Source organism: Shinella agrisoli (assembly GCF_046557955.1).
Lineage (GTDB): Bacteria > Pseudomonadota > Alphaproteobacteria > Rhizobiales > Rhizobiaceae > Shinella.
In genome coordinates, this window is sequence record NZ_JBJIEP010000047.1 from 1 (window position 1) to 11,693 (window position 11,693).

Consider the following 11,693-nt stretch of genomic DNA (forward strand, 5'->3'; position numbering starts at 1 on the left):
GCTCATCACCTGCGAAACCAGACGGGCGGCGGCTGTGTCGGCCGTCGAGGCCACGGAGAAGAGACCTTGATGGACCTATCGATCATCATGCCGTGGATTGGGGCTGCCCTATCCATCATCGCCCTGGCGACACAGCTCAAGACGATCTTCACGTCGGGAGAGAAGAAGCTCGATGAACGCGTGACGAAGGTCGAAACCAAGATGGTGGACTACGACCGGCGCGTCCAGGCGCTCGAAAGCGACCTGAAGCATCTGCCCGATCGCGAAACCACCCATCGCATCGAGATGACCATGGCCAAGATCATCGGCCGCCTCGATGCGCAGGACGCCGCGCTCGCCGGCCGCTTCGAGGCCATGGACGAGCGTCTGAAGCCCATCCAGGCAATCGGCGAGCGCCTTCAGGACGTGCTCGTCGAGCAGGCAAGGAAGACAGCATGAGCATTGCGATAGACTACGAGAACCTGAAGCGGGAGGAAGCCCGCCTCATCATCCTGAAGGAGCTGTCCGTCCAGGCGAACGAAAGCCTGTCGTCGAGCATGATGGAACCGGCGCTGAACACGTTCGCAATCTACGAGGAGCGCCCCTGGATCCACCAGCAGCTCGACTACATGGCGAAAATGGGTGCCATCACCGTCCTGGAGGCGGGCTCGGTGAAGATCGCCAGCCTGACGCCGGCCGGTTGGCGGCACCTGCGTCGCCAGGAGTTCATTGAGGGCATCAAGCGCCCGTCGATCAGGGCGGGCGTTTGACATGTCGCGCGGGCGTGGACGGCTGAGTTCGATCCAGCTGCTTCCCAAGGAATGCAGCGATATCGTCATTTGGGCTGCGGGCGAGCTCCAGGCGAACAACCGTCCTCAGACGGAGATCTACAGGGAATTCGTTCTGAAGCTGGAAGAGCGCCAGCGCGAAAGCCATGGCGAGCTCGATATTCGTATCCCCTCGTTCTCATCCTTCAACCGCTATTCGATCGACCTTGATGCGACCACCCGCGAGATGAACGAAGCTCGCGAGATGGCGACGGCCGTGCTCGCCGGCCTCGACCACAATGACGGCGACGACCTCACCAAGTTCGTCGGCGAGGCGATCAAGGCCGCCGTCATGGCGACGCTGCGATCGCACAAGGGCAAGCTCGCGCCGAAGAACCTCTTGGAGTTGGCGAGCACCATGCGGATGATCGCGATGGCGCAGGCGACGTCGTCCAGCCATCGCCAGAAGATCGAGGCGGAGCTGGTGGCGAAGACGAAGGAAGCCGTCACGACCGTCGCCAAGGCCAAGGGTCTCTCCGACGAAGGCGCGAAGGCGATCCTTGATCAGATCCTCGGGGTTTCGACGTGAGCGCGCCGATTACCGACGAGCAATGGGCCGAGGCGCGGCGTCTTTCGACGGATGCCGTTCTCGGCCGCATCGAGCGGCGCAAGGCGCTGCTCGGGTACCAGCAGCGTGTCATCGCCCTGCTGGAGAGCGCCGCATGCGACGTGCTCTTCGTCGAGAAGAGCCGCCGGATCGGGTTGACCTGGGCGTGCGCCGCCTATGCCGTCCTGCGCGCCGCCCGGTCGAAGGAGGCCGGCGGCATGGATTTCATGTACATCTCCTATTCGCGGGAAATGACCCTGGAGTTCATCGACGCCTGCGCCATGTGGGCGCGGCACTTCGCGTCGGCAGCAGGGGAGATGGACGAATTCCTGTGGGACGATAGCACGAAGCAGGCGGGCGAGCGCTTCATCCAGGCGTTCCGGATCAAGTTCGCCTCGGGCTTCGAGATCGTCGGCCTATCCTCGGCCCCCCGCACCCTGCGCGGCAAGCAGGGCGTCGTCATGATCGACGAAGCCGCCTTCGTCGATAGCCTGGAAGAGCTCTTGAAGGCCGCGCTCGCCTTCCTCATGTGGGGCGGCCAGGTCATCGTCTGCTCGACCCACGACGGCTTCGAGAACCATTTCAACGAGCAGATACAGGAAATCCTTGCCGGCAAGTCGGACTACGACCATCTGAAGATCGACTTCGACGACGCGCTGAAGGACGGGCTCTACGAGCGCATCTGCCTCGTCAAGGGAGAGGCGTGGTCGCCGGAGGGGGAAGCGTCCTGGCGCAGGAAGATCATCAAGTTCTACGGCGCCGGTGCCGACGAGGAACTGTTCTGCATTCCGTCGTCCTCGTCGGGCACGTACCTTTCCCGAGCCCTCATCGTCGCCCGGATGAAGGAGGAAATTCCCCTCATTCCGTGGGTTGCGCCTGACGGGTTCGTCGACTGGCCGGCCGAGCTGCGCAAAGCCGAGATCGACGATTTCTGCACCGAGCAGCTCCTGCCGCATGTCAAGGCGATGAACCCGGCCTGGCGCTCAGGCTTCGGCCAGGACTTCGGCCGCAGCGGCGACAGCTCGTTCATCCATCCTTTCCAGGTGCGTCCCGACATGAGCCTGTCGACGCCCTTCCAGCTCGACATTCGGAACATGCCGTTCGAAAGCCAGAAGCAGTTGGTCTTCTGGCTGCGCGAGCATCTGCCGCGGTTCTTCCACGGCGCGTTCGACGCCACCGGCAACGGCGCCAGCCACGCCGAAGCGGCCCGCCAGGAGTGGGGGCCGTCCTACGTTTCGGAAATCAAGATGTCCCAGCCTTGGTACATCCTGAACATGCCGAAGCTGAAAGCGGCGTTCGAGGACGGCACGATCGAGATCGCCAAGCACGATGACGTGCTCGCCGACTATCGCCTCCTGAAAATGACCAAGGGCGTCGCCAAGGTGCCGGACAGTGCCCGCACCATGGGGTCTGACGGCTACGAGCGGCACGGCGAAGCGGCCATTGCCGGCGCGCTCGCCATCTATGCCAGCGAGCAGGACAGCGGCGAGGTCGGCGCCGGCACCACGGGCAACGACCGGCCGAGCGCCGGCATAGACGAACAGTTCCAGGGCAGCTTCGGCACGGTCGACGGCCGCGCCGACCTGTCCGGTTTCATGAGGATGTGACATGGCCAATCCCGTCACCTTCGAAGTCGCGACCGTCGCGTCCGATCCGTACGTCCCGCAATATTCCGGCGTCATGTCGCCGACCGACGAGGTGCTCGCGAGCAGAGGCGGCGTCGCGGGCCTGAAGGTCTATGACGAGATCCGGCGCGACCCGCACGCCTTCGCGATCCTGCAGAAGCTGAAACTGGAAGTCGTATCGCGCGAATGGAAGGTCCAGCCGGCGTCCGACCGGCGGGTCGACAAGCGGGCGGCCGAGGACGTCGAGCGCCAGCTCAAGGCCATCGACTTCGACCGGCTAACGCGCGGCCTCCTCGGCGCCGTGCTGAAGGGGTTCGCCGTCGCGGAGATCCTGTGGTCCTCGACCTCGCTCGGCTGGCAGGCCGTTGCGGTGAAGGTAAAGAAGCAGCGGCGCTTCCGTTTCGACTTGGACGGGAAGCTGCGCGTTCTGACGCGCAACGACACGGTCGACGGCGAGCCGGTGCCCGACCGCAAGTTCATCGTGCACCGGCATTCGATCGACGATGACGACGACGATCCCTATGGCGTCGGCCTCGGCTCCGTCCTGTTCTGGCCCGCCTGGTTCAAGCGCCAGGTGCTCGCCCACTGGCTGCGCGCGACGGAAAAGCATGCCACCCCGACCTCGCTGGGCCGATACCCGGGAGGCTTCGACAAGGAGAAGCAGGACAAGCTTCTCGCCGCCATGCGCCAGATGTCAAACGACACAGGTATCGCGGTGCCTGATACGGTCGAGGTCAGTCTGCTGGAGAGCAAGAACGGCGGCGGCGGCGATTTCGTCGAGAAGCTCGCCCGCTACCTGGACGAGCTCATGAGCGAGGCCGTGCTCGGCGAGACGCTGACGACGAACAGCGGCGAGCGCGGCGCCCGTTCCCTCGGCGAGATCCACAACGAGATCCGCATCGCCATCGCCAAGGCGGCCGCGGACCTCGTCTGCGCCACGCTGAAGAACACGCTCGTTCGCTGGATCGTCGAATTGAACCATCCCGGCGCCGGCCTGCCGGAGGTCTACCGCGACTTCTCCGAGGCCGAGGACCTCGACAAGAAGGTCGAGCGCGACAAGAAGATCTTCGAAATGGGCTTCGAACCGGAGAGCGAGGACTACATCAACGAGACCTATGGCGGAGAGTGGCGCCGGAAGGCCGACCGGACGCAGGAGGACCCGTCCGCACCGGGAGCGCCGGCGTCTCCAGGCGCAACGGCCGGGCTCGATTTCGCGGACCCGCTGCCCGTGCGCAACGGCGAGCGTGTCGTCAACGAGCTCTCCGAGCAGCTCGACACGCTCGGCCAGCCGATCCTCGACCGGATGATCGAGCAGATCCGCGCCGAGTTCCAGGAGGCGCGCGACTATGACGATCTCCAGCTCCGCCTTGCGCGGCTTTCGTCGGAGATGGGCGTGGACGATCTCGCGTCGCTGATCGGCCAGGGCGCGTTGCTTGCCTCGCTGGAAGGCGTCGATAGCGCCCATGGCTGACGGCATCCCGTTCCAGGAGGCGATCGACTTCCTCGCCGGCAAGGTCCTCTTGCCGACGCGACGATCCGATGATCTTCAGCATGCGGCACAGGTGCGGGGCTACTCGGTCGCAGGCGTTGTTCGCGATGACATGCTGGCGGATTTTTTCGCGGCGACCCTGAAGGCCCGCCGCGACGGGACCGGCTTCAACGAGTTCCGGAAGGACTTCGACGCGATCGTCGAGCGCACCGGCTGGCAGTTTTTCTCGCACGGCAAGACCGAGGAGGAACGCCGCGCCTGGCGCGCGCAGATCATCTACACCACGAACATGCGGACGAGCTACATGGCCGGCCGCTACAGCCAGCTCACCGATCCGGACGTCCTTCGCTACCGGCCATACTGGCAGTACGTCCATTCGGGCGCGCTCCATCCCCGCAAGCTGCACCTGTCCTGGAACGGCATGGTGCTCCTGGCGACCGATCCTGCCTGGAAGGTCATGTATCCACCGAACGGGTGGGGCTGCGGCTGCGACGTCGAGGCGCTTTCGGAACGCGAGCTGCGCGCCCTCGGCAAGACAGGGCCGGACCCGTCGCCGGACCTCCAGCCGTACGACGACACGGACCCGCGCACCGGCCAGCCGGAAACCCGCTATCCCGGCATAGACCGGGGCTGGGCCTACAATGTCGGCGAGGAATGGCTTTCCGGCCTCGTGCCCCGCGAGCTGCGCAAGCCGCTGCCGCCCTTCGGCGAGACGGCGCCCCAGGCCGACCTGCCGCCGATGCCGGAGCCAACGCGCATGCCCGCCGGTATGGTGCTGCCGGCGAACCAGCCGGACCAATTCTACATCGACGCCTTCCTGAAGCCCTTCGGCCTGAAGGGCGACCGCGGCTACTTCCGCGATGCGTCAGGCGGCATCGTCACGATCTCGCAAAGCCTGTTCGAGCAGCGCGATCACGACGGCAACGTGCTGCGCACCAAGGCCGGCAAGTTCGGCCGGGGCCGCTATGCCGCCCTGATGGCGGAGACCATCAAGGCTCCGGATGAAATCTGGCTCGATTGGGCGAAGACCGCTGCCGGTGCCGTCGTGCTGCGGCGCTCGTACCTGCGCAACGTGATCCTCGACAACGGCCAGTCGATCTTCGTTCGCTTCGAGTGGACCAAGGCCGGCTGGATCGCGATCACCGGCTTTGACGCCAGGGAAAGCTACATCAGGAAATGGAGGCGCGGTGCGCTGCTCTATGCCCGAAAAGGATAGACAGCCCTTCCGGCCCGGGCTGTCTCGTCGTCAGGCTTTACGATCCCGGCCGGTGGGCGGGCCTGACTTGACCCTTCGATAATACGGCCGGAGCACAGGAGTTTCAAGCATGGCCGGCAAGACCATCACAATCGACGACGACGACGTCAACGACGCGCTCGCCCGTCTCTATGCCGCCGCCGGCGACGTCACGCCCGCGCTGAAGAACATCGGCGAGTTCGAGGCGAAGGTCACGCGGGCGCGCTTCGTCAGCGAAACGGATCCCGAGGGCAAGGCCTGGCAGGGCCTCAACCCGCTCTACGCGAAGACGAAGAAGGGGCCGGGGATCCTGCGCGGCGCCACGCGGGCGCTCTCGCAGATCGTCTGGCAGATCGCCGACGACAGCCTTGAAATCGGCTCGAACGAGGTTTACGCCCGCATCCACAACGAGGGCGGCACCATCGTGCCGAAGAACGCGGCCGCGCTCGTCTTCTCCATGGGCGGCCAGACGTTCCAAGTGAAATCCGTCACCATTCCGCAGCGCCAGTTCCTCGGCTGGAGCGATGCCAGCATCCGGGAGGCGCTGGCGATCGTGCAGGACCATTTCGTCATGGCCGCCGAGCAAAAGGGGCCGCCCAACTAGGACGGCGCAGGAACGCCTCTGGCGGTCTCGCCGGCGCGATGATAGCCTCAGGGCGATGAAGCGCTTCCACGGCCTTCAAACCGGCTTCAAATTTGAAGCTGTCCGCCGATCCCCCATCGCAATGATGCCGCTTTCCGCTGGATCGGTTTGACCACAAGCCCTTGTGGCTGTTTTGGCTGTTTGCGCTCCGGCATGGTCCGGAGCATGAAACCGTTCGAAATCTTCCGCACCGGCAAGCACACGTCCAGCAAGGGCACAGAGCTGTCATTCGGCAGCGGCGACCTTGCCGCCATCGCCGCGAACTACGATCCGGCCAACTACGAGGCGCCGATCGTCGTCGGCCATCCGGCGACGAATGCGCCCGCCTACGGCTGGGTCAAGAAGCTTGAGGTCAAGGGCGACCGCCTCATCGCGGTTCCCGGCGAAGTCCACGACGAGTTTTCCGAGATGGTGCGCGAGGGCCGCTTCAAGACCCGCAGCGTCGCCCTTTACCGCCCCGACCAGGCGGGCAACCCGACGCCCGGCCAGTACCACCTGCGCCATGTCGGCTTCCTCGGCGCCGAGCCTCCGGCCGTCAAGGGCCTGAAGGCGGTCGAGTTCTCCGACGCCGATGCCGACTGCGTCGAGTTCTCCGGGCCGGATGCCTGGAACTATGCCTGGGCGCTGGAAAGCGTCGTGCGGCTGTTCCGTTCCGTGCGCGAGTACATCATCGAAAGCAGCGACCTGGAGACGGCCGACAAGGTCGTGCCCGAATACGAGATCGGCCAGATCGCACAGCATGCGGCCGACACCCGCGCCGAGGCGCGCATCCAGGATCGCACCTCCTTCTCCGAACCAGAACCCGAGGAACCCGACATGACCAAGACCGCAGAACAGCGGCTTGCGGAGCTTGAAGCCCGCGAGGCCGCGCTTGCCGCGCGCGAAGCGCAGGTGAAGGCCGACGAGGCCACCTTCGCGGAGACGGCACGCAAGGCCCAGGCGGAAGCCGACGCCGCCTTCGTCGCCGAGCAGGTCGCCGCCGGCCGCCTGCCGGTCGGCCTGCAGGCGAGCGCGACCGCGCTCTTCTCCGAGCTCGCCGACGAGGAGCTGACCTTCTCCGAGGGCGACCAGGAGGTGAAGACGACGCCGCGCGCCGCCTTCCGCGATCTGCTTTCCAAGCTGCCGGTCCCGGTCGCCACCGGGGAGATCGCCACCGGCGACGGTCCCGACTTCTCCGATCCGGCCCATGTGACGGCCGCGATCGAAACCGAAATCCGCAAGGCCGAGGAGAAGGGCGAGAAGATCACGCCCGCCGTCGCGGCCATGCGCCTCAAGGCCAACGGCTAAGGAGCCCGCCATGTCCCGCATCGTCAAGAATTTCGTGGCGTCCGGCGCCGTCGGCCATCGGCGCCTCGTGAAGTTCACCGCCAACGACGGCGAGGTGGCGCTCGCCACCGCCGCGACCGACCTCATCGCCGGCGTCACCGATTTTCCCGGCGGCGCTGAGAGCGGCCAGCGCATCGACGTCGTGCTCTTCGGCCCGGCCGAGGTCGTCTGCGGCGGCACCATCGCGCCCGGCGCGGCGATCACGGCCGGCGCTGGCGGCGCGGCCGTGGCGGCAGCACCTGCGGCCGGCGCCAACAACGTGACCGGCGGTTTCCTCCTGCAGGGCGCCGTGGCCAACGACATCGCGCGGGCCATCGTCCAGCGCGGCCATATCCAGGGCGCGGCATAAGCCGGCCCTCCAAACCTCTTCCAGGAGCCCTCAATGTCAGGTCAGCCCTTTCCCGTCGATCCGGTCCTCGTCGGCATCGTCCAGGCGTACAAGAACGGCACGCTCATCGCCGATCAGGTGTTGCCGCGCCTCGAACCGCTCCTCCCGCGCGAGGAGTTCAAATGGTGGAAGTTCGACTTCGCCCAGTTCATCACGCTCCACGACACCAAGGTCGGCCGCAAGTCCGAGCCGAACACGGTGGAGTTCAACGCCACCGAGGTGCAGGACCGCACCGAGGACTACGGCCTCGACGATGTCGTGCCGGTCGCCGACAGCAGGAACGCGCCGGCCGGTTACGACCCGCGCGCCTTCGCCGCCCAGCAGCTGATCGACCTCGTGCTTCTCGATCGCGAGATCCGCGTCGTCAACAAGGTCTTCGCCTCCGGCACCTACGGCGCCGACAACAAGGAAACGCTGTCGGGCACGTCGCAGTGGAGCCATGCCGACGCCAAGCCGATCCTGGCGATCGCCGAGGCCGCGAACAGCATGGTCATGCGTCCCCGTCACATGGTCCTCGGCGCCGCGTCCTGGCTGGCGCTCCGGACCAACCCGAGCGTGCTGCGCGCCCTGACGCCCTCCGGCGCCGGCGACGGCTACGCGAACAAGCGGGCGGTCGCCGATCTCCTCGAGCTCGAGGACATCTATGTCGGCGAGGGCTGGATCAACATCGCCAAGCCGGGCCAGCCCGTGGTCCGCCAGCGTGCCTGGGGCGACAAGGCGCTGCTGTTCGTCAAGGCCCCGCTCGCCAACACCGTTTCGGCGACGCCGACCTTCGGCTGGACGGCGCAGTTCGGCACCCGTGTCTCCGGCTCGATCCCCGAGCCCAAGACCGGCCTTCGCGGTGCGGACCGCGTCCGATCCGGCGAGAGCGTCAAGGAGGTCATCTCTGCGCCCGAGCTCGGCTACCTCTTCGAAGACGTCGTCGGCTAAGCGGCCCGTCTCCCGCCATCCACCCGGTTCGCCGGGTGGGTCTCAGCAAGCAAACCCAAGGGACCTGAAATGAACGTTTATCGCTTTGTCGCGAGTGCCGTCGTCTTCTGCATTGCCCGCCTCGGCTATGTCCTCGCCTTGGTCGCGCCGCTCATCGTCGAGCCGGTGATGTCCTTCATTCGCGATGCCCCGGCCGCCGCAGCCTTCCTCCTGCGCCTGCCGGCCCGGCTGGTCGCCTTCGTCGTGATCTCGATCCTGAAGCCGATCTACCTCGAAAGCTACCGCACGAACGGGCTCAGCCTTGGCGAGGGCCTGCGCCCCGCCTGACGGGGAAGCATGCTCAATCGACCGGGTCGGCTTCGGCCGGCCGGGTCTTCCGGAGCGGATCGACGGCGATCCCCTCCGCAAGATCCGAAAGGAAGGTCACATGGCAAAGAAGACCACGAGTTCCAGCGCGGCCAAACCGGAAACGGTGACGAAGCCGCAGGAGGATGCGGCCGCTGCCGTCATCGCGGCCGCATCCGACCCGTCCGGCGAGAACGGGCCGGACGGGACCAATACCACCGCGAGCGAGAGCGGCGCTGCTGCCGGCGAGGCTTCGGCCAACCCGGTGAAACCGCATGACGAAGATGGCACGTCGACACCCGGCATCGTGTCGGACGCGACGAACAGCCAGTCAGGCCCGGAAGTGGAAGCAGCGGCTTCCGGGAACAGCGTTCAAGTTGCCTCCCAGGGCGATGGCGCCGGTGGAGCCGGTGCGGCGGCCAGCTCCATCGGCGGTCTTACCCAGGCGCAAGCCGATGCGATCATCTCGCATGTGCTCGGGGTCGCGAAACCGGAAGAACGCCGGCGGTTCATCGCGTTCGGAGCGGTGCGGCACAACAACGTGCGTGTCGCGCGCGGCGGCGATCTCTACCTGACCGAGACGGAGCACCGCCGGCTTCATGCGAAGAACCTCGTCTCCCGCTGGGAGGACGGCCGTGGATAGAGATCTTCACAAGCCTCTTCCGGTGGCCGGCTATCGCCCGCAGAACGACGGCCGCGTCCAGCTCGTGAACGTCAGCAAGGACCTCGAAGAGCGTCTGCTTCGGTTCCTTGATGTGCTCGCCGGCGATCCGGAAGTGGACAAGCGCTGGCTGGCGATCGGGCGCACAAGCATCGAACAGGGCTTCATGGCGGTCAATCGCGCGGTCTTCAAGCCCAGCCGCATCAAGCTTCCCGACGTCGACGGAGAGTAGGCCGTGCCCTATGCCAGCCTCAACGATCTCATCGAACGCGCCGGCCAGGATGAAATCCTCCAGGTCGCCGACCGCGACGTGGACGGCACGCCCGATCCGGACGTCGTCGAGGCGGCGCTCGTCCATGCCGACAATGTGGCCAACGGCTACCTGAAGGTCCGCTACCGCCTGCCGCTCGCTTCCGTCCCCGATCTCCTGCGCACCTGGTGCGTGGCGATCGCGCGCTACTACCTGCACCGCGACGGCCCGCCCGACTACGTGGTGCGCGACTGGAAGGCGGCCGACCAGGCGCTGAAGGACATGGCGCGCGGCCTGATCGACCTGCCGGTCGACGAAGGCGAGCAGCCGCCGGTGGCCGGCGACGGCGAAGATGTCCGCGTCGTCGGTCCCGAGCCGGTCTTTTCCCGCGACAAGCTGGAGGGCTGGCTTTGATCCAGGACGTGATCACCCGCCTTGAGACGGCCGCCCCGAGCCTTGCCGCCGTGCTGTCGGCCGAGGACATCGACGCGCTGACGAAGGGTACCGCTCCGAAGAGCGGCACGGTCTTCGTCATGCCGTATCGCGAGCGGGCCGAGGAAAATCCTTTCGCCTCCGGCAAGTTCCGCCAGCTCGTCCATGTCCAGCTGCTCACCGCCCTGGTGATCCGCCGCCATGACGACACGAAAGGCGGCGGCAAGGCCGTCTCGTTCGACACCCGGAAACTGGAAATCGAAACAGCGCTCGCCGGCTGGTCGAGCGATCCCCGCAACAAGCCGTTCGAGCTCGTCGCCGGCCAGGCGGCCTCCCTCGGCAACGGCGCCAGCGTCTACGTCCAGACCTGGCAGACGACGCGCTACCTGGAGAACTGACATGGACCCGAATGCAGGCAAGGGCGGCTCCTACATCCGCCAGAAGGACGGCTCGCTGAAGCTCGTCGAGCGAACGGAACCCGCAAAGCCCGCCGCCGCGCCGGTTCCGGCAGCGGCCGAGACGGCGAAGGCGCCGGCCGGCAAGAAGGAGAACGGCAATGGCTGAGCGCTACGTCACCAACCTCGCCATCCTTTGCAAAATCGAGACGGTCTACGGCACCAGCTCGGCGCCGACCGGCGCGGCCAACGCCATGGTGATGACGAACGTCGCCTATGAGCCGCTGGTCGGCAACGACATCAGCCGCGACCTGCTCAAGCCCTACATGGGCCACCAGGGCGTCATCCTGGACGGCAACTACTGCCGACTGCGCGGCGAGACCGAAATCACCGGCTCGGGCGATCCCGGCACGCCGCCGCCGTTTAGCCCGCTGCTTCGTTCCTGCGGCCTTCGGGAGGTCATCACCGCCGACACGGACGTTCAGTATTCGCCGATATCCCGGCTGTTCGAGAGCTCGACGATCTTTTTCAACGACGACGGCGTGAACCACGTCATGCTCGGCGTGCGCGGCAAGGTCACCGGCCAGCTGACGCCGGGCCAGATCCCGCGCTTCTCCTTCGA

16 protein-coding genes and 1 pseudogene are annotated in these 11,693 nt (G+C 66.3%); all 17 read left to right on the forward strand.

Annotated features, from left to right (window positions below):
* The first annotated feature begins 69 nt into the window (after positions 1-69).
* A complete protein-coding gene (locus ACIIOY_RS26250) occupies positions 70-438 on the forward strand; it encodes a DUF2730 family protein (RefSeq protein ID WP_411037620.1) in 369 nt (122 codons plus the stop codon).
* On the forward strand, positions 435-749 hold the full coding sequence (locus ACIIOY_RS26255) for a VpaChn25_0724 family phage protein (RefSeq protein ID WP_411037621.1): 315 nt from the start codon (positions 435-437) through the stop codon (positions 747-749). Before ACIIOY_RS26250 ends, ACIIOY_RS26255 begins: the two co-directional genes overlap by 4 nt.
* Position 750: 1 nt before the next feature.
* On the forward strand, positions 751-1,335 hold the full coding sequence (locus ACIIOY_RS26260) for a phage protein Gp27 family protein (RefSeq protein WP_411037622.1): 585 nt from the start codon (positions 751-753) through the stop codon (positions 1,333-1,335).
* Entirely contained in the window at positions 1,332-2,960 is a 1,629-nt protein-coding gene (locus ACIIOY_RS26265; RefSeq protein WP_411037623.1) for a hypothetical protein, read from the forward strand. Before ACIIOY_RS26260 ends, ACIIOY_RS26265 begins: the two co-directional genes overlap by 4 nt.
* 1 nt (position 2,961) lies before the next feature.
* Entirely contained in the window at positions 2,962-4,449 is a 1,488-nt protein-coding gene (locus tag ACIIOY_RS26270) for a DUF935 domain-containing protein (RefSeq protein WP_411037624.1), read from the forward strand.
* Positions 4,442-5,683, forward strand: coding sequence for a PBECR2 nuclease fold domain-containing protein (locus ACIIOY_RS26275; protein WP_411037625.1), 1,242 nt, complete (start codon positions 4,442-4,444; stop codon positions 5,681-5,683). Before ACIIOY_RS26270 ends, ACIIOY_RS26275 begins: the two co-directional genes overlap by 8 nt.
* Positions 5,684-5,792: 109 nt before the next feature.
* The gene (locus ACIIOY_RS26280) at positions 5,793-6,305 is read left to right on the forward strand and encodes a phage virion morphogenesis protein (RefSeq protein ID WP_411037626.1); all 513 of its coding nucleotides are present in this window, start codon (positions 5,793-5,795) and stop codon (positions 6,303-6,305) included.
* A gap of 204 nt (positions 6,306-6,509) precedes the next feature.
* Positions 6,510-7,631 (forward strand): peptidase, encoded by a 1,122-nt coding sequence (locus ACIIOY_RS26285; protein WP_411037627.1) that lies wholly within the window; start codon positions 6,510-6,512, stop codon positions 7,629-7,631.
* Positions 7,632-7,641: 10 nt separating this feature from the next.
* Positions 7,642-8,019, forward strand: a complete 378-nt coding sequence (locus tag ACIIOY_RS26290) for a hypothetical protein (RefSeq protein ID WP_411037628.1) — start codon at positions 7,642-7,644, stop codon at positions 8,017-8,019.
* Positions 8,020-8,052: 33 nt separating this feature from the next.
* A complete protein-coding gene (locus ACIIOY_RS26295) occupies positions 8,053-8,988 on the forward strand; it encodes a major capsid protein (RefSeq protein ID WP_411037629.1) in 936 nt (311 codons plus the stop codon).
* Positions 8,989-9,057: 69 nt separating this feature from the next.
* Positions 9,058-9,315 carry a hypothetical protein gene (locus ACIIOY_RS26300; RefSeq protein ID WP_411037630.1) on the forward strand — a complete coding sequence of 86 codons (258 nt, stop codon included), beginning with the start codon at positions 9,058-9,060 and terminating at the stop codon, positions 9,313-9,315.
* A gap of 100 nt (positions 9,316-9,415) precedes the next feature.
* Positions 9,416-9,976, forward strand: coding sequence for a hypothetical protein (locus ACIIOY_RS26305; RefSeq protein WP_411037631.1), 561 nt, complete (start codon positions 9,416-9,418; stop codon positions 9,974-9,976).
* Positions 9,969-10,226, forward strand: coding sequence for an Acb2/Tad1 domain-containing protein (locus ACIIOY_RS26310; protein ID WP_411037632.1), 258 nt, complete (start codon positions 9,969-9,971; stop codon positions 10,224-10,226). The genes ACIIOY_RS26305 and ACIIOY_RS26310 overlap by 8 nt, the downstream gene beginning before the upstream one ends.
* A gap of 3 nt (positions 10,227-10,229) precedes the next feature.
* Positions 10,230-10,658, forward strand: coding sequence for a gp436 family protein (locus ACIIOY_RS26315; RefSeq protein WP_411037633.1), 429 nt, complete (start codon positions 10,230-10,232; stop codon positions 10,656-10,658).
* Complete coding sequence (locus tag ACIIOY_RS26320; protein WP_411037634.1) at positions 10,655-11,074, forward strand: phage tail terminator protein; 420 nt, start codon at positions 10,655-10,657, stop codon at positions 11,072-11,074. Before ACIIOY_RS26315 ends, ACIIOY_RS26320 begins: the two co-directional genes overlap by 4 nt.
* 1 nt (position 11,075) lies before the next feature.
* A complete protein-coding gene (locus ACIIOY_RS26325; RefSeq protein WP_411037635.1) occupies positions 11,076-11,240 on the forward strand; it encodes a hypothetical protein in 165 nt (54 codons plus the stop codon).
* A pseudogene (locus ACIIOY_RS26330) lies at positions 11,233-11,693 on the forward strand (phage tail tube protein); the annotation flags it as partial. The gene ACIIOY_RS26325 and the pseudogene ACIIOY_RS26330, both read left to right, overlap by 8 nt.